Below are 17,843 nucleotides of genomic sequence, written 5' to 3'. Positions count from 1 at the left end.
TATATACAAAAAATCGACATAGACGAAAAAGTCGGCCGCTTTTTGATGAGCTCCCTCGCGGGAGCCTTATTTTTCAGCGGTTGAAATAACGGTTCCCAAGGGTCTGGCTAGAAGGGCGTGCGATCCACGCGTTAAGCAGTGGCAGCAAAATCGCGTCAGAAGTCGAAAAAGGGCTCCTCCGGTTCCAACCGGACGACCAAAAAGTCTGCCGTCGCGCGGCGGACCTCTCACGCCTCCCGCGGTGCCTCGGCCCGCGGCGGGGCCCCTGCAGCGAAAGCGGCCGCCAGCCGGAAGCCGGCGCCGGCCGCCGAAGGAGTAGTGCCCGGAATGGCTACCAATAAGAAGACCACCCAGCGCCAAGGCTTCAAGACCAGCGAGTTCATCGTCTACCCCGCGCACGGGGTCGGCCAGATCGTTGCCATCGAGGAGCAGGAGATCGCGGGGGCGAAGCTCGAGCTGTTCGTCATCAACTTCATCAAGGACAAGATGACGTTGCGCGTCCCGACCGCCAAGATCGTGTCGGTGGGCATGCGCAAGCTCGCCGAGCCGCCGCTGGTCAAGAAGGCGCTGGAGACCTTGAAGGGCCGTGCTCGCATCAAGCGCACCATGTGGTCGCGCCGCGCGCAGGAATACGAAGCCAAGATCAATTCCGGCGACATCGTCGCCATCGCCGAGGTGGTGCGCGACCTGTACCGCTCGGACACGCAGCCGGAGCAGTCCTACTCCGAACGCCAGCTCTACGAAGCGGCGCTCGACCGCCTGTCGCGTGAGATCGCGGCGGTGCAGAAGGTGACCGAGACCGAGGCGATCAAGGAGATCGAAGGCGCGCTCGCCAAGGGTCCGCGCCGTGGTCCCAAGCCCGCCGATGAGGCCGGCGCCGAGGAAGGCGTCGAGGACGAGGCGGCCTGAAAGGCCGCCGAGCCGAACGACGACGAATAGAAAAAAGCCCGGCAGCGATGCCGGGCTTTTTTTATGCGACCGCCTTCGTCGTCAACTTATGGCTCTCCAGCAAGCTGTGAACGTCGCTCGCCGCCACCGCCTCGCTGAAAAGATAGCCCTGCCCTTCCAAGCAACCGTCAGCTGTCAATGATGCGAGTTGCTCCTCGCTCTCGATGCCTTCGGCGGTTGTCTCAAGGTTAAATCCGCCGGCTAGTCCGAGTACAGCACGGATTATCGTGGTGCTTTCCTTATCCTTGCCGAGACGATCGACAAAACTGCGATCGATCTTGATCCGGTCCAGCTTGAGGGAAAGCAGCTGGCTCAGCGTCGCATAGCCCGTACCGAAGTCGTCCAGCGCAATGCGCACCCCCGCTCGACGCAGCCGACCGGTGATCTCTTGCGCGATCTTCATATTGTCGACGAGGGCCGTTTCGGTAATTTCCAGCTCGAGACGGAGCGGGTTGAAGCCGGTCTCCGCCAGGATCGCAAGCACGCGCATACCGATGGTCGGGTCGCTCAGCTGGACGGCCGATATGTTGAACGCGAGTGTCAATTCCGACGGCCATGTTCGGGCATCGAGACAGGCCTGACGCAAGAGTTGATCGCCGAGTTCACTGATAAGACCGATCTCTTCGGCGACCTTGATGAACAGGTCCGGCGACACCCAGCCGAGCTTATCGCTCTTCCAGCGCGCCAGTGCTTCAAAGCCGACCACGCGCCTGCCTGCGAACGCGACCACGGGCTGATAATAGGGAATAATCGCTTTAGCTGCCACCGCGGCCCGCAATTCCGTTTCGATTAATATGCGGCGCTCCACATGGGCGTCCATGTCGCGCTCAAAAAAGCGAATGCAGGAGCGGCCCTCCGCCTTGGCGCGATACAGCGCCCGGTCGGCGCGTTGAACAAGGATCTCGGGGTCCGTCCCGTCCGATGGTGACATCGCTATTCCGATGCCGACGCCAACCGATCTGGAGATTTGCCCGATGACAAAGGGTTCAGCCACGGCCGCAACAATTCGCCGCGCCAAGGCCGCTGGATCATCGAGCGACTTGATGCTCGGGACGATGATGGCAAATTCATCGCCGCCGATGCGGGTTAAAATTGCGCCCGCCCGCACGATGGCTAAAACGCGTTGCGCAAACTCGGCCAAGGTCTGATCGCCGACCCCGTGGCCATAAGCGTCGTTAACCGATTTGAAGCCGTCGAGGTCAAGCATAAGCACGGCCGTCCGCGAGTCGTGGGCCGTACTCCGGAGAGCTTCACCAAGGGCCTCGACGAAAAAGCGGCGGTTGGGTAGCCCGGTCAGCGGATCATGCCGCGCAAGTTTCCTGGCGTCCGATTCGGCGTCGCGTCGGGCCTTCATTTCAATGGCCAGCTCCCTCACGCGGCGATAGCTGAAGATGGCAAATCCGAAACTCATGATAAAAACAACGAAGATCAAATTATCGATCTCCCAGTCCCTGTAATTCAGTGAAAATTCAAACAATCGTGGTGCAAGATCGAAAAAGTACTCGCTTGCAAAACAAATGATGCCGAAAAACGAAATGACAATTGCATCCCGTGTCGCCGGACGAAGCGAAGCAAGCCTGTTTCCGGCCCGGCGTGTGAGTCGGCTGATCTTGTGCATCGGTGCACGAAAGCCAACAAGTCCATCATCAACCGACTGCATATCCCAATGTCTCTTTTGTTGTCAGGCATAAGTGCTCGAACGAGTTGCACACACGGACGTGCCGTATCGGCGCCGTCGCCCGTCGACCAGCTCGTTCGTCGCAAATGTGGGCCGGGGCGCGTCTGCGGCCTCTTCAGACAGGCCGCACAGCAACCTGTCGGACAGGGCGTGCGCCACCGTTATTCCCATTAGAGGCGGGAGCCCGGTCGTGTCTCCCAGCCGTTGGCGCGTGATGGCATAAGCCCAACGATAGAGGACATATAGGCAGTCGTCGGTCTGAATGCCGGAAATAAGGCGGCCGGACTCGTGATTATTGTTATCCGGCCCCCGCCGCCGGCCTGGCAGGGTAAGCGACCCCAAGTCGCGCGTGGCCGTTGTCGCCTTAAGAGCGAAAGCCGACACCGGCGGCGGTGCAGAAGGTGACCGAGACCGAGGCGATCAAGGAGATCGAAGGCGCGCTCGCCAAGGGCCCACGCCGTGGTCCCAAGCCCGCCGATGAGGCCGGCGCCGAGGAAGGCGTCGAGGACGAGGCGGCCTGAAAGGCCACCGAGCCGAACGACGACGAATAGAAAAAAGCCCGGCAGCGATGCCGGGCTTTTTGTTTGCATTGAATCGAGCGGCGGGGTGGATCCGCTTTGGGCTCATGAGCGGAAGCGGGTCGCAGGCCGCTTCGCAAGGAGGTCGGCAACGGCCCCTGCCTTACCCACTCAGGCGCGAAGTACCGGCGCAAGAGTATGAGTGGAAGCGTGACGGAGGAACAAGTCCGCCTCCAGGAGCTTGGGATAGGCCTAAAGGGGCTAAATCACATGCGCCGCTTACTGGTCCTTCGGTGGAATGACGAAGATATCGTCCACCTCCGACGGCTTTTGACAAAGGGTTACACCTGCAGCGCCGCCGCTCGGCGGCTTCGCAGAAGCTATAACTCGACATGTCAAAAAGCCCATGAGAACGGGATTCAAATTCTCTCCACTGGCCGGACGCGGACCAGAGCGCGACCCGAGCACAGGATATGACCCCAGCCGCAAATACCATGGGAGCGCTCTATAATACGCTTCTCAAGCTGATGTCCCGACTGCGCGGCGCTGTCGTCCGTCGGCCACACGACGCAGTCTTCGACACCGCTGCGGATCGGCCGAGAAACCTCGATGATCCGTTCAGCGACCCCAAGGCGCAGGCACGCGTTGCACAGCTGATCGCGGAAAAAGGGTCGAAGGCGCCAAAGACATAGCCGCAGCTCCTTATTATAGACTCAGCGAGTTACCGTATCTCCTATAGAAAAAGGCCCCGGTTTCCCGAGGCCTCTGATCGCTGCTATCCGTTGTAAGAAGTTCAGCGGCAGCGGCGGATTCTACGAACCTCACCATCGTCGTGGATGATGATGGTATGGCACTCGTGGCGTCGCTCACGAACCACGACGCGCTCGCGATAACGGTCGCCGTCGTAGCGGTCATGGTCATAGTGGTCCGCGCCGACAGCAACGCCAACCCCGCCCGGGCCAGCGCCGAAGTATAGACCTTGAGCGGTTGCGGGACCGGCAAGTGCGATGCCAGCAGCGGCGAGTATTCCCAAAGCAAGCATGCGCATGTGAAGCCTCCTGTTACTTTCAGATGCCAACGGGCGGGGTAAGCTCTTCGTTCCGCGCAGCATGTACACTGGAGCTACGTGGTAAGTCGCCGCATCGCCCATGGACGCTTTCCATATCAATCAACGAGACTGAGCAGTCTATTGAGGGGGCGAACGATGGAGTTCGGTGCATCAATTCTCTAGCACCAGGACCCGTCCCATCATGTCTGCCGTTCACTGAAGAACGCGTTCGGTCATAGGCGCGGCGGCGGAGCTTGTCCCGGTCCTGGTGAGCACGCGCGGTCTCGATCCTATCGGAGCTCGCAGCCGCACCTGCGGCATCTCGCCAATACCCCAATTGCGTCATACTTGATTCCCACATTCGGGACGGCGGCGACTTGAATAGGAGCTACGGCCATGAAAGTCGGCGAATTTCTCAACGCCTCGCGGCAGCGCCTGATCACCTGCATCCCGGACCACGCGCTCAACGACGTCGCCCGGCTGCTGTACACGCACGGCATCGGCGCGCTGCCGGTGTGCGAGCTCAATCACCGCATGGTCGGCATCGTCTCCGAGCGCGATCTCGTGCGTGCCTTCGCCCGCACCGATCTCGGCGAGCTGCAATATCTGCGCGCCCGCGACCTGATGACCACGCGCGTGATCGTCTGCACCCCCGACGACACCATGCAGCACGCCCAGGAGGTCATGCGCGACAACAAGTTCCGCCATCTGCCGGTGGCGCGGAACGGGCAGGTCATCGGCATGCTGTCGCTGCGCGACACTTTGGCGTCGCGGCTGGCCGAGACCGAGGAAGAAAAGAACATCCTGCGCGACGTCGTCCTGGCGACGCGCGGCCGATGATTGGAACCGGGTTCCGTCCGGAACGAACTTTACGTTGGCTGCATTGCGTTCAAGACGACGGAGCCGATGCGCCAGCCGACGTGGGACGTGCTTTGTGGCTGCCCGCCGCGGCCTCCGATCGCGACAACCGATCAGGAGGACGATCATGAAGACGCGTTTGATGCTTGCCGGACTGCTCTGCGTCGCATTCGCGGGCACGGCGATGGCCGACGAATACTACGTCGTGCAGAACCCGGCCACGCACCGTTGCACGGTGGTGACAGAGAAGCCCGAGTCGAAAACGGTGGTGACGCAAATCGGTCCCATCGCATTCACCTCGCGCGACCAGGCAGAAGACCGCATCAAGCAGACCAAGGTCTGCACCGACACGACGACCGGCAGCGGCGACACCGTCATCAAGGAAAAGCAAATCGACAAGGACTGACGCCGCCCGCGGCTCGACCTGTCATGAAAGCCCGGCGGTGACGCCGGGCTTTTTGCGTGCCGCGCGCGGACCTGATCTGAATCAATGCGGCGCGCGTGCGCGGCCTGCAGAGATGGTGCGATCCCATGCCCATGCCGTCTGCCGAGGCCGCTATGATGACTCGCCGTGAAGCCAACGCAAGTCTCGCCGGCGCCGCATTGCTCGCCGCCGCGCCCGCGCTCGCCGCCGATAACGAGCGCGCTTTGCCGCCGCCGCGGAAGGACGCCGGCAAGCCGCTGATGCAGGCGTTAAGCGCGCGCCATTCGACGCGCGAGTATTCGGACCGGCCACTGAGCGACCAGATCCTCTCCGACCTCCTGTGGGCCGGCTTCGGTGTCAACCGCCCGAGCGGTGATCGCACCGCGCCGTATTGGCGGCATATCATGGTCATCGACGTGCTGGCGGCAATGGCCGACGGTGTGTGGTTCTACGATCCGGCGCGTCACGTGCTGGTGCGCCGTATGAGCGCCGACATCCGCGCGCAGACGGGCCAGCAGGATTTCGTCGCCCGCGCGCCGCTCAACCTGATCTACATCGCGCACGGCGAGCGCATACGCGATGTGCCGCCGGACGAGCGCCGCCTTTACGCCTCGGTGGACACCGGTTTCATCGGCCAGAATGTCTATCTCTATTGCGCGTCGGAGGGGCTGGCGAGTGTGTTCCGCGGCGCCGTCGACACGCGCGCACTCGGCCGCACGCTCGGCCTCGCCGGCGGTGATTTCGTCACCTTCGCGCAGACGGTCGGCCATCCGGCCGCTTGACACGGCTACCCGAAACCCAAACAGTCCCGTTGCGACTTGCGCCCGCGGGGCCGCGTCAAGGCGGCGTCGCGTGCTTGACCGCGCGCAATGTCGGCAGGTGAATTTTCGGAGGCCCGATGAGCCTCGATCCGGTCTGGCTGTCGCGTTTGCAATGGGCCTGGGTGATCGCCTGGCACATCCTGCTGCCCGCCTTCACCGTGGGCGTGGCCTCCTATATCGCGGTGCTCGAGGGGTTCTACTTCTTCACCAGGAACGAGGTCTGGTTTCGCACGTCCGGCTTCTGGACGCGCATCTTCGCCGTGTCGTTCGGCATGGGCGTCGTCTCCGGCATCATCATGCCGTTCCAGTTCGGCACCAACTGGAGCCGCTTCACAGACGCGACCGCCGACGTCATCTCGCCGATGATGGCCTACGAGGGCCTGATGGCCTTCTTCCTCGAGTCGTCGTTCCTCGGCGTGCTGCTGTTCGGCCGCAAGCTGGTGCCGAACTGGGCGCATTTCTTCGCTGCAGTGATGGTCGCCTTCGGCACGCTGCTGTCGTCGTTCTGGATTCTCGCCACCAACAGCTGGATGCAGACGCCGCAGGGCTACAAGGTGGTCGATGGCCGCTTCCTGCCGGCCGACTGGACCGCGATCATCTTCAATCCGTCGTTCCCGTACCGCCTCGCGCATAACGTCACGGCGTTCTACATCACCACCGGCTTCGTCGTGCTCGGTGTCGCCGCCTGGCTCCTGCGCCGCGGCCGCGCGGTCGAGGAATCGCGCCTGATGATTCGTATGGCGCTCGACCTTCTGATCGTCCTCGTGCCGTTGCAGATTTTCCTTGGCGATCAGCATGGTATCAACACGCTCGAATATCAGCCGGCCAAGGTGGCGGCGATCGAAGGCCGCTATGACACCGTCACGCCGATGCCGCTCACATTGTTCGGCATTCCCGACGACAAGAACGCGACCATGCGTTACGCCGTCGAGGTGCCGCACCTCGGCGCGCTCATCCTCACGCACACCTGGAACGGCGGCATCAAGGGCCTGAAGGAATGGCCGGTCGCGGACCGGCCGCCGGTCGGGCCGCCATTCTTCGCCTTCCGCATCATGGTCGGCATCGGCATCCTCATGCTGATCGTCGCCATCGCCGGGCAGATCATGATGCGCTGGAACGGCCGCCTGTGGCGCTCGGACGGCTTTCTGCGCCTGTGCCAGTGGATGTCGCCGCTCGGCTTCATCGCCGTGATCGCCGGCTGGGTGGTGACCGAGGTCGGCCGTCAGCCGTGGACCGTCTACGGACTGATGCGCACGGCGGATTCGGTGTCGCCGTCGCTCACCGGCACCGACGTCGCCATCTCGCTCGCGTTCTACGTGATCGTCTACCTGATCATGTTCCCGACCGGCATCGCCTTCATGGCCGGGCTCGTGCGGCGCGGGCCGATCGTGGCCGAGGAGACGGCCCCGATCGAGAGCGGCCGTCCCGGGCGGCCGTTCGAGCGCGCCAGCACGCTGGCCGACGAATAGGGGAAACGACCATGGTGCTCGATCTCGTGCCGATCTGGACGTTCCTGGTCGCGCTCGCCGTGTTCTATTACGTCGTGTTCGACGGCTTCGATCTCGGCGTCGGCATCCTCTCCGGATTCGCCCGCAACGAAGACGACCGCGCGCTGATGATGGCCTCGATCGCGCCGATCTGGGACGGCAACGAAACCTGGCTCGTCTTTGGCGGCATCGGCCTGCTCGCGGTGTTCCCGCTCGCTTTCGCCATCATCATCCCGGCGGCCTATTTCCCGATCGCCATCATGCTGCTGGCGCTTGTCTTCCGCGGCGTCGCCTTCGAATTCCGCTTCAAGCGCGCGGCGCTGCGCCGCTTCTGGGACCGCGCCTTCTCCGCCGGCTCGGCGCTTGCGACCTTCGCGCAGGGCATCGTGCTCGGCCAGTTCATCGAGGGCTTCAAGGTCGACGGCCGCGTCTTCGCCGGCACCTCGTTCGACTGGGTGACGCCGTTCGCCTTATTGACCGGCGTGGCGCTGATGTTCGGCTATGCGCTGCTCGGCGCCGGCTGGCTGATCCTGAAGACCGAAGGCGCGCTGCAGCGCTGGGCGCGCCGCTCGGGCCGCTTCGCCTTCATCGGCGTATGCATCGCCGTCGTCGGCGTCAGCATCTGGACGCCGCTCGCGCACGCCGAGATCGCGCAGCGCTGGTTCGCCTGGCCGAACATCGCCTTTCTCAGCCCCGTGCCCATTATCACCGCGCTCATCGCCGTCGTCGAATGGCGCTCGCTCGGCCGCGAGCACGAGTTCGTGCCCTTCCTCGCCGCCATCGGCCTGTTCGCGATGTCCTTCCTCGGCATCGCCATCAGCCTGTGGCCGCTGATCGTCCCCTATCGCTACACGTTGTGGCAAGCCGCGTCGTCGCCGAGCACGCAGGCCTTCCTGCTTATCGGCACGTTGTTCCTGCTGCCGGTGATCCTGATGTACACCGCGTGGTCGTACTGGGTATTCCGCGGCAAGGTGCGCGCCGAAGCCGGCTATCACTAGGGCGCGCGTCAGCCGGCGTAGGACACGCCCCTCATGCTGATCACCGTCTTCGCCAGCGCGTAGAGCGTGCGCGAGAAGATTTCGATGTCGGCCGGCATGTTCTTGCGCCAGACGTCGAGCAGCAGCGCGATGCGCATCTGCTCGCTCCGGTTCCACACTTCGTGCGGATAGGTGTCGTCCCACAGCAGGCCGTCGCCGTCGCGCAGGCGGTACGGCTCGCCGTCGATGTTCAGTTCGCAGGCAGGCAGCCCACCGTCGTCGAGCGGCATCGACAAAATGAGATGGAAGCGCAGGATGCCGCGGAACGGGCCGCGGTGTTTCGGGATGTGCTTGCCCGGCGCCAGGAACGAGAACACGCAGGACACCACCTCGGGCGCCTGCCGCAGGACAGCGGCGACGGTCGGACAGCGCGCCAGGTTCTCCGCCACCGACACGCCGTAGGCCTTCATGATGAACATGCGCCAGTCGCGGCCGTCGTTGGCGGAGATCTCCGCCTGCTGCGGCATCAAATCGTGGAAGCGCGGGATATGCACGAGGCTGGAGACGACGTCGAAGGCCTCGCGCCGGATCGCCGGATAGGCGTCGAGAAACAGGTGCGCGTTCGGAAAGTACGCGTCCATGTCCAGAATCGGCGGCGTCGAAATGCGTTTGTCGTACAGTGCGCGCAAAGCGCCCACGGCGCGGTCGTAGCCCGGCACCCGGAACCCCCGAATTGCAATCGCCCCTGACCGGCAATTCTAATCCTTCGGTGCGCTGGCGAACATAAATTTTCAGAAAACCCCCGGCCGCCTCGCCCTATCGGGGTAGGGCGGCAGCGCCTTCCGGGCCGCGGCGAACTCCGTTAGGTTGCATACCTCGCACATGGCGGGCCGCGACGTTCGTGCCGGCCGTATTTCAGAACAAGAAGCCATCATCGGGGGAGATCACAGATGAAACGCCGACACTTCCTGCAACTGGCCGCCGGCGCGGCGGGCACGGCGGCGCTGCCGGCGCTGTCCGGCTTCGCCTTCGCCGACACCTATCCGTCGCGTCCGGTGCGCGTGATCGTCGGCTTCCCGGCCGGACAGGCGGCCGACAGCCTCGCCCGCATCGTCTCGCAGGCGCTGTCCGATCGTTTCAAGCAGCAGTTCGTGGTCGAGAACAAGCCGGGCGCCGGCGGCAATATCGGCACCGAGGCGGTGGTGCAGGCCGCGCCGGACGGCTACACGCTGCTGATGGAGGTCGTGACCTCGAACGAGATCAACACGACGCTCTATCCCGACCTCAAGTTCAATTTCGTGCGCGACATCGCCCCGGTCGCCATCATCGGCGGCGCCGGCTACGTCATGACGGTGACGCCCTCGCTGCCGGTGAAGACCGTCCCCGAGTTCATCGCCTATGCCAAGGCGCATCCGGGCAAGATCAACATGGGCTCGGCCGGCATCGGCACGCCGCCGCACGCTTTCGGCGAATTGTTCAAGATGATGGCCGGCGTCGACATGGTGCACGTGCCGTACAAGGGCAGCTACGTGCCCGATCTGCTGAGCGGCCAGGTGCAGGTGGTGTTCGCGCCGATCCCGACGGTGGTCGCGCACATCCGCAGTGGCAAATTGCGCGCGCTCGGCGTCACCTCGAAGACGCGCTCGCCGGCGCTGCCCGACACGCCGAGCATCTCGCAGTTCGTGCCCGGCTACGACGCCAGCGGCCAGTTCGGCTTCGGCGCGCCGAAGGGCACGCCGCAGCCGGTCATCGACGCGCTCAACAAGGCGATCGTCGCCGCCGTCAACGCGCCCGACGTCAAGGCCAAGCTGCTCAATCTCGGCCTCGATCCGATGGCGCTGACGCCGGCCGAGTTCGGCAAGATGATCGCCGACGACACCGCCAAGTGGACCAAAGTGGTCAAAGCCGCCAACATGAAAGTGCAGTGACGGCCAAGGGGGCACGCGTGACACTCAGCCTGCGCGAGCGCTTCGCCCGCGGCGATGCCGTGACCGGCATCATCGGCTTCATCGGCGCGCCCATGACGATCGAGATCTTTGCCCGCGCGGGCATCGATTTCGTCATGATCGACATGGAGCACTGTCCGATGGACATGGACCGGCTGGCCCATCTGATCCGGGCCGCCGACGCCGCCGGCATCGCGCCATTGGTGCGCGTGCCGGAGGTGGATGCCGGGCTGATCAAGCGCGTGCTGAACCTCGCCGCCGCGGGCATCGTCATCCCGCACGGCACCCGCGCCTCGTGCGAGGCGCTGGTGCGCGCCGCGCGCTACGCGCCGGAGGGCGACCGCGGCGCCTGTCCGATCGTGCGCGCCACGCGCTACTGGCCGGACGACTGGAACGCTTATGCCGCAAAGGCCAATCGCGACGTCATGCTGCTGCCGCTGATCGAGGACAAGGAGTCGATCGACGACATCGAGGCCATCGCCGCGACGCCGGGCATCGACGGGCTGTTCATCGGCCCCTACGATCTGTCGATCTCGGTCGGCGCGCCAGGTGCCGACTTCAATCATCCGGCGATGAGCGCGGCGCTCGACCGCGTCGCGAGCGCCTGCCGCGCGCATGGCAAGCACATCGTCACGACGATCGGCGACCGGCAGGAGCGCGACTACAGCCGCGGCCTCGTTGCGCGCGGCGTTCAGGGCCTCGTCTTCGCCACCGACGCGCTGGTGCTGCTGCAGGCCTGCCAGCGCATGGTGTCGTTCACAAGGTGAGCTGAGCGCGGCGATGGCATGGTAGGTCTGCTAGGGGCCACAAACGGCCTTGCTTATTCGATCAGTCGATTGGATCCGTCGTGTGGCTGACAGAGATAGTTTCACAACGCGCTCGGCAGTCATCCCAGGTTCCCCGTCATCGTCTGCCAAGCACGTTGTAGGCCCCCACCGGGCGCCGGATGCCTTTGAGCGTAAACTCTCCGACAGATTCCACCTCGACGTCGTTTTCAACCGCCATCAAGACGCGAGCGCTGATCAGAATTTGACCAGCTTTCGCCTCGTCGCAGAGACGGGACGCCAAGTTCGATACCGTCCCGATCGCCGCATAATCGAACCGTCCTTCGAATCCGATCGTGCCGAGGGTCGCAAATCCGTGCGCGATACCGACGCCGAATCCGATGTCGTGCCCGAGACGCCGCCATTTCTCCGTCAGCACTCCGAGAGCCTCTCGTATATCAAGGCTCATCTTAACCGCCCGAAGCGAAGGATCCGGAACCGAAACAGGGTCATTGAAAATCACCATGATGCCGTCGCCCGCGTAACGCTCGAGCGTTCCGCTGTATTCCATGGTGAACCGGCCGACTGCGGCGTGATATTCGCGCAGCAACATCATGACGTCTTCCGGATCGGCACTTTCGGAGAACCCGGTAAAACCGCGCAAATCGCAAAACAGCGCGGTGATGTCCCGGCGATGACTCTCAAGCTGTCTTTCATTTCCCGATGAAACGATCAAATCAGCCACTTGCGGAGGAAGAAAACGCCGCAGCCGTCCCATGCGTTCGATTTCGGCCACTTGTTCCGCGACGCGTTTTCCGAGTTGCTGGTTGAGATCGTTCAGATCGCTCAGCAATCGCGCGTTCTCAATGGCGAGCGCGGCTTGCGCTGCGAAGCTCCTGACCAGATCGATTTGGCCATCCGTAAACGGGTTTACCTCGGTCCGATAGATCACAATCACGCCCACCAGAGCACCATTCTTCAGCATTGGGACGGCGATGTGCGACCTAGCCCCCGCCAGCCGCGTAGGGGCGCTTGGAGTCGCTTCCCGTGAATCGTCGGCAGATTTGATGACGCTCAGCGTCGCCAGCAAGCGATCAAGAGGTGTTCCCGGAGGCGGCCGGAAAGGTCCCCTCCTGGAATGATGTTCGACCAGGGCATCCGGAGCACCGTGCATCGCCGCGTTATGAAAAAGGGCACCATCGTACGTGTACATTAAACCGAACTTTGCTTCGCAAAGAACGGTCGCCTTCTGCAAAATCGCGCTGAAAACATCGCTCAAATTCGCGCGCGCACTGATAATCCGCAAGATCTCCGATGTCGCTCCCTGCTGATCACGGACTCCCGCAAGCTCGCGTTGCACACTCGCGAGCTTTTCTTCCAAGACCTTAGCCGTCCGCTGTTTTGCGGACCTGTTGCCGCGCTGCGGTTTGACGCCGCTGCGCCGGATACTCTTCGGCGGTGTCTTGATTTTCCCCACGAACTCGCCCGGCTATTTGACTGTCGCGCGCGCCCCCAAACCCTATAGTAAGGGTCTCGCCAAAAGAGGATAGCCCATTTCCCCGGAGCGCGGCCGTCAGAGAGCGCCTAGGCGGCCTCAGAAGGCTCCGTTTTCAAAACTCATGCCGGCAGCCGCGCGGGCTGTGGGCGATCGGCATTTTCGAGCAGCCGATTTGTGATCAGCCGGAGCAGGTGGAAGGCAATCGCCGGGTTCTGATAACAGAGCTGCGCAAGTTCGCCTTCGCTGATCCAGAGCAGTTCGACATCGGTATCGCAGCGGGCCGTTTGCGTTCGGCGGTGATGGCCAGCGAACAAGCCCATTTCTCCGACGACCTGGCCCGGGCCGACGCTCACGGCGATTTCGTCGAGATCGATGCGTCCGCTCAGGACGGCATACAGCCTGTCGGCCTTGTCATCCCGGCGGAACAAAACCGTGCCGGCGGTAAGGCGCTCGAATTTCATGAACGGCTTTAGCCATTCGATGGAATGGTCTCCGGTCGCTGCCGCCTCGACACGCCGGACGAGCTTGATCATTTCGAGAAAGCGCCAGATGTTCATCGGCAGCAGAATGACGTGAAGAAACAGAACCGGATATAGATGCCCGGCGAAGCCGTAGGCGATGAACGCGACATTGCTTGTCATTGCAATGAGACGAAGAGGAATCATCGTCTTCATGCAGAAGGTCACAAAGACAAGGCCGGAGGCCACGTAGCCGAGCCCGTCGATCCAACTCTGCCCTAAGACCACGCCTTCCCTCCCCCATTCCCCGCCAAACGCCGTCAATTATGCTCAGGCCAGTCCGGCCCGGCAATATGAAAGAGACACATCGGTGAAGGAGGGCGCTAAAGGTTGGGATCGGGTCAGGAAATGACCTGACGCGGTCTCACCGCCGATGTCCGCTTCGGGTCAAAATCCGACCCGGCGCTGCGCCGCTCCAGCGAACGGTGAGCCGCCGCAGACGCTGCTTGACAATCATCCTATATAGGAATATACAGCCGAAACCTGCCTCCGATCCTCTCCCGTCTCGAGCGGGCGAGGACCGGCGGCGGAGGGTGCGCGGGGAGACATCCCGCTCACCGATGGAGCGCCGGGAGGCGCAGCACCCGGGCGGCAGGCCTCGCAAACCTGCCGCAATCGCGGTGCGCGCGCCCGGGGGCGGGCTTCGCAACCCCGCTCTCGAACGTCGGCGCGCGGACCGCCCGATCGCAAGGGTGGTCCAAAGGGGCCTCGCAAGCCCCTGGCGCCATCGCAAGTCGGGTTTACCCGACTTGCGCACTAGAATGTCCGATCTCGGGTAAACCCGAGATCGGATGCGCTCCATTCCCTTCGGGGGACGGAAAAGGGGACACCGGCGTGCCCGCGCCGATCAAAGAACAGGGCCGATGACGCACGCCCATCGCGCGCCCACAATGCGGAACATGGCGTGGGCAAGCGCACGCGTTCCACCAAAGCGCGACACTGTCGTGCGTCCGCCGCCATTGCCGCGCCCGCGCAGAAGACTAGAATACCCGCCAAATCCGCGAACACGATTGCAAGGGAGCTAACGATGACCGCGATCACGGGTCATATCGCGCCGGAGGCGAAGGACGGCGATCTCGGCGTGCACTCGCTCGACCAGTTCGTGCTGCAGGTGCCGGACGCGAGCAAGGCCGTCGACTTCTACGGCAATTTCGGCCTCGACGTGCGCCGCGACGGCAACGTGCTGGCGATCAAGACCTTCGGTCACGATCACCGCTGGGGCTCGGTGGTCGAAGGCGCGCAGAAGAAGGCGCTGCATCATCTCTCCTTCGGCTGCTACGCCGACGACTTCGGCCGCCTGAAGGCGCGCATCGAAGGCGAGGGCATCAAGCTCGTCGACGCGCCGCCGGGATTCGAATCGAACGGCATCTGGTTTCGCAACCACGAAGGCGTGCTGATGGAGATCAAGGTGGCGCCGAAGGTGTCGCCGGATACCAAGGCCGACGCGCAGTTCATCACCGTCGGTCCGGGCGTCGCCGCGGCGACCACGCGCGAGAAGTCGCCGCTGGTGCGGCCGCGCCGGCTGTCGCACGTGCTGATCTTCACGCGCGACATCGACGCCTCGATCAAGTTCTACGAGCGCACGCTCGGCCTCCGTCTCTCCGACCGCGCGTCCGATATCGTCGCCTTCATGCACGGCATCCACGGCAGCGACCATCATCTGCTGGCGCTGGTGAAGTCGAGCGGCCCCGGCTTCCATCACTGCTCGTGGGATACCGCGAGCATCAACGACATCGGCGTCGGCGCCATGCGCATGCACGACAAGGGCTACCAGAAGGGCTGGGGCCTCGGGCGCCACGTGCTCGGCTCGAACTACTTCCACTACATCATGGATCCGTGGGGCAGCTTCTCGGAGTACTCCTGCGACATCGACTACATCCCGAAGGAAGACCGCTGGCCGGCCGCTGACCACAAGCCGGAGGACTCGTTCTATCTCTGGGGTCCGGACGTGCCGCGCGAGTTCACGGTCAACCCGGAAGCCGGCGAAAGCTGACGCTTCATAGGATTTGAAAAGCCAATGCCCGGCCTTGCGCCGGGCATTAGCATTTCAGGAGTGCACAGCGCGGCCTCAGTCGACGACCAGCTTCACCTTCTGCCCGGGCTTGAGCGCGTCTTTCGGCCCGAGGCCGTTGAGCACGCGGAAGGTTTCGAGCCGATGCTCGCTCACCGCCATGCGCCGCGCCAGGCTGTCCTGCGTCTCGCCGGCCGCGACCGTGACGATGGCGAGGTGCAGCGGTTTCACTTCCTGCGCTTCCTTCAGGCTCATGCGGCGGAACGTCGTCACCGATTCGCGGAAGCTGCGGTCGGTCTGCGCCGTGCGCTCGCGCGCCGCGAAGATGAAGCGGTAGACGTCGCTGCCGTAGCGGATGGCGTAGAGCCGGAACGACCAGCCGTCGCCGGCGGCCATCGCGGTCGCCGCCGGGAAACCGTTGACCGTCGTCTCCTCGACGCTTGCCGGGTCGACGTTCTCCATCCAGCCCGACTTGAGATAGGCGCCGAGCGTCTGTCCGGCCGGCACGCTGACCACGTCGAGGCGCAGCGCCGCGCCGCCGCCGTCCTTCAGGCCGAGCACGGCGTCGGCGGTGTTGTCGAGCGAGAAGCCCGGCGGCGCGGTGAAGGTGAAGCCGAGCTTGGGATGCACGAAGCGGCGGCCGCGCACGAAGCCCTCGCTCGGATCGTCGCCATAGACGATACCGCCGATCGCCGCGAGATAGGCGCTGCGGTCGCGCTCGCCCTTGGCGCCCGGCGCGTTGAACTGCCGCGCATTGGCGATCGCGTTCTTCACCCGCTCCGGCGTCGACGGATGCGAGGAGATGAAGTCGAGCGAGCGCGTGTCCTTGGCCGCATTGCCGGCCTTGAGGTCGGCGTTGCGCTGCATGTCGGCGAGGAAGCGCGCGGCGCCATAGGGATCGAAGCCGGCGCGCGCCGAGATGCCGACGCCGATGGCGTCCGCCTCGAATTCCTGCGCGCGCGAGAAGCTCGCCATGGTCAGCTTCGACTTGGCCAGCGCCAGCGCGCCCGCCTGCGGATCGCTGAGCACGTCGCTGACCACGTGCGCGACGATCGCCGCCTGCTTCGCCTGTTCCTCGCGGATCGCGGCGTGCCGGGCGATGACGTGGCCCATCTCGTGCGCCAGCACCGAGGCGAGCTCGGCATCGTCATTGGCGAGCGCGATCAGCCCGCGCGTGACGTAGAGCTGGCCGTTCGGCAGCGCGAAAGCGTTGACAGCCGGCGAATTGAGGATGGTGACCTTGTATGTGAGGTCCGGCTTTTCCGAGGCGGCGACCAGGCGATTGATCGTGCTCTCGACCAGCGCCTGCAGACGCGCATTGTCGAAGCGCCCGCCATAGGAGGCGAGGATGCGCGCGTGCTCGCGCTCGGCCGCGGTGAGTTCCGGCCGTGGAGCCGCCGGCGGCAGCGGCAGCGATACCGTCTTGAAATCCGGCGTGCTGGTGCAGGCGGCGAGCAGCAGGCCGAGCGCGACGCCGAGGCCGCGCAGCACCTTCGCTCTGTCCAGCTTCGCCAGGCACGCACTCATTCGATCACTTCGATCTGCTCGGGCGCGTCGACCGCGATGATCGGGCCGCGCCGCCGTTCCAGCCAGCCGCGTACGCGGATGCGGCGGCCTTCCAGTGTTCCGGGTTCGATGCCGGCGGCGGAAAAGCCCGCGCGCAGGCGCCGCAGAATGGTCAGGGACAAGTCACGTGTAAAGCGCCGCCCGAAGTTCACGTAAATGGTGGCGCCGCTCGTGCGCACCGACAGAACCTTCCCCTCGACCAGCACGAAATGGCCGGTCTCGGCCCGTAAACGGCGGTAATCCTCGGCAGGCAAAGGGGCGAAATTTGGATCGGCCCAGAGGCCGCGGCGAGCGGCGCGGGCCTGCTTTTCGAGGGTCAACAGCGCCGCGGCGCAGAATTTCGTGCCGATTCTGGCCGAAACGCGCGCCTGCCCGGCCGCGAGCAGCGATTCCTGCAACGTTTCCGCCGCTCCGGCCGGGACGGCGAAGGCGACGGCGCGGCCGTAGCGGTCGCTCGCCTCGCTGCCGGCCTTCAAGGTCAGCGTGCGGCCCTGCGCCAGCGCCGCGAGCGCCGATGCGGCGCCGGCCGGCGTCTCGATGGCGGCTAGGCGGACTTCGCGCCCGTCCGCGAGGAGCAAGGTGCGCCCGTCGCGGATGCCGACGACCGTGCCGCCGGCAAGATCCTTGCCGCCGCAGGCGCTCTCTGCCGCCGCGGCGAGCGGCGCCAGGGCGAGCATTGTGACAACCAGGAAACGCGCGACGGACATGGTCCACGATTGTCCGCAGCCGCGCGACCGCACGTCAACCGTGCAAACGAAAGCCGCCGCTCCCGTTCAGGAGC

16 protein-coding genes are annotated in these 17,843 nt (G+C 64.3%); 9 read left to right on the top strand and 7 right to left on the bottom strand.

What is annotated here, in order from left to right; translation table 11 throughout:
- Positions 1–138: 138 nt before the first annotated feature.
- Positions 139–909, top strand: coding sequence for a CarD family transcriptional regulator (locus VGV41_RS13965; RefSeq protein WP_326864449.1), 771 nt, complete (start codon positions 139–141; stop codon positions 907–909).
- Positions 910–970: 61 nt separating this feature from the next.
- Here the strand turns inward: VGV41_RS13965 and VGV41_RS13960 are convergent, their stop codons facing one another.
- The gene (locus tag VGV41_RS13960) at positions 971–2,608 is read right to left on the bottom strand and encodes a putative bifunctional diguanylate cyclase/phosphodiesterase (RefSeq protein ID WP_326864448.1); all 1,638 of its coding nucleotides are present in this window, start codon (positions 2,606–2,608) and stop codon (positions 971–973) included.
- 1,329 nt (positions 2,609–3,937) lie between these two features.
- Positions 3,938–4,192, bottom strand: a complete 255-nt coding sequence (locus VGV41_RS13955) for a hypothetical protein (RefSeq protein ID WP_326864447.1) — start codon at positions 4,190–4,192, stop codon at positions 3,938–3,940.
- A 396-nt stretch (positions 4,193–4,588) separates the two neighbouring features.
- Here VGV41_RS13955 and VGV41_RS13950 point away from each other — a divergent pair, with 396 nt between their 5' ends.
- The 5 genes from VGV41_RS13950 (at position 4,589) to cydB (ending at position 8,780) form a co-directional block, all read left to right on the top strand.
- Complete coding sequence (locus VGV41_RS13950) at positions 4,589–5,032, top strand: CBS domain-containing protein (RefSeq protein ID WP_326864446.1); 444 nt, start codon at positions 4,589–4,591, stop codon at positions 5,030–5,032.
- Positions 5,033–5,177: 145 nt separating this feature from the next.
- Positions 5,178–5,456, top strand: a complete 279-nt coding sequence (locus tag VGV41_RS13945) for a hypothetical protein (RefSeq protein WP_326864445.1) — start codon at positions 5,178–5,180, stop codon at positions 5,454–5,456.
- A 152-nt stretch (positions 5,457–5,608) separates the two neighbouring features.
- Complete coding sequence (locus VGV41_RS13940; protein WP_326864444.1) at positions 5,609–6,256, top strand: SagB/ThcOx family dehydrogenase; 648 nt, start codon at positions 5,609–5,611, stop codon at positions 6,254–6,256.
- Positions 6,257–6,372: 116 nt separating this feature from the next.
- Positions 6,373–7,764, top strand: a complete 1,392-nt coding sequence (locus tag VGV41_RS13935) for a cytochrome ubiquinol oxidase subunit I (protein WP_326864443.1) — start codon at positions 6,373–6,375, stop codon at positions 7,762–7,764.
- Between the two features lie 11 nt (positions 7,765–7,775).
- Positions 7,776–8,780, top strand: a complete 1,005-nt coding sequence (gene cydB, locus VGV41_RS13930; protein ID WP_326864442.1) for a cytochrome d ubiquinol oxidase subunit II — start codon at positions 7,776–7,778, stop codon at positions 8,778–8,780.
- Between the two features lie 8 nt (positions 8,781–8,788).
- Here cydB and VGV41_RS13925 read toward each other — a convergent pair whose 3' ends face one another.
- Complete coding sequence (locus VGV41_RS13925) at positions 8,789–9,400, bottom strand: aspartyl/asparaginyl beta-hydroxylase domain-containing protein (protein ID WP_326864441.1); 612 nt, start codon at positions 9,398–9,400, stop codon at positions 8,789–8,791.
- Positions 9,401–9,709: 309 nt separating this feature from the next.
- On the opposite strand from VGV41_RS13925, the gene VGV41_RS13920 reads away from it, so the two are divergent.
- Together VGV41_RS13920 and VGV41_RS13915 are read left to right on the top strand one after the other, a co-directional pair.
- Positions 9,710–10,687, top strand: a complete 978-nt coding sequence (locus tag VGV41_RS13920) for a tripartite tricarboxylate transporter substrate binding protein (protein WP_326864440.1) — start codon at positions 9,710–9,712, stop codon at positions 10,685–10,687.
- 17 nt (positions 10,688–10,704) lie between these two features.
- Positions 10,705–11,472 carry an HpcH/HpaI aldolase family protein gene (locus VGV41_RS13915; protein WP_326864439.1) on the top strand — a complete coding sequence of 256 codons (768 nt, stop codon included), beginning with the start codon at positions 10,705–10,707 and terminating at the stop codon, positions 11,470–11,472.
- A 136-nt stretch (positions 11,473–11,608) separates the two neighbouring features.
- On the opposite strand, the gene VGV41_RS13910 is transcribed toward VGV41_RS13915, so the two are convergent.
- Positions 11,609–12,946, bottom strand: a complete 1,338-nt coding sequence (locus VGV41_RS13910) for an adenylate/guanylate cyclase domain-containing protein (protein WP_326864438.1) — start codon at positions 12,944–12,946, stop codon at positions 11,609–11,611.
- A 140-nt stretch (positions 12,947–13,086) separates the two neighbouring features.
- Positions 13,087–13,713 carry a cyclic nucleotide-binding domain-containing protein gene (locus VGV41_RS13905; RefSeq protein ID WP_326864437.1) on the bottom strand — a complete coding sequence of 209 codons (627 nt, stop codon included), beginning with the start codon at positions 13,711–13,713 and terminating at the stop codon, positions 13,087–13,089.
- 799 nt (positions 13,714–14,512) lie between these two features.
- Here VGV41_RS13905 and VGV41_RS13900 point away from each other — a divergent pair.
- Entirely contained in the window at positions 14,513–15,478 is a 966-nt protein-coding gene (locus tag VGV41_RS13900; RefSeq protein ID WP_326864436.1) for a VOC family protein, read from the top strand.
- Positions 15,479–15,553: 75 nt separating this feature from the next.
- On the opposite strand, the gene VGV41_RS13895 is transcribed toward VGV41_RS13900, so the two are convergent.
- Together VGV41_RS13895 and VGV41_RS13890 are read right to left on the bottom strand one after the other, a co-directional pair.
- A complete protein-coding gene (locus tag VGV41_RS13895; protein WP_326864435.1) occupies positions 15,554–17,023 on the bottom strand; it encodes a M48 family metalloprotease in 1,470 nt (489 codons plus the stop codon).
- A complete protein-coding gene (locus VGV41_RS13890; protein WP_326864434.1) occupies positions 17,020–17,769 on the bottom strand; it encodes a thermonuclease family protein in 750 nt (249 codons plus the stop codon). Before VGV41_RS13890 ends, VGV41_RS13895 begins: the two co-directional genes overlap by 4 nt.
- Positions 17,770–17,843 lie beyond the last annotated feature (74 nt).

It is taken from the genome of Pseudolabrys sp. (assembly GCF_035943735.1).
Lineage (GTDB): Bacteria > Pseudomonadota > Alphaproteobacteria > Rhizobiales > Xanthobacteraceae > Pseudolabrys.
Note: the sequence above shows the minus strand (reverse complement) of the source record. Positions and strands in the feature narration are given on the sequence as shown.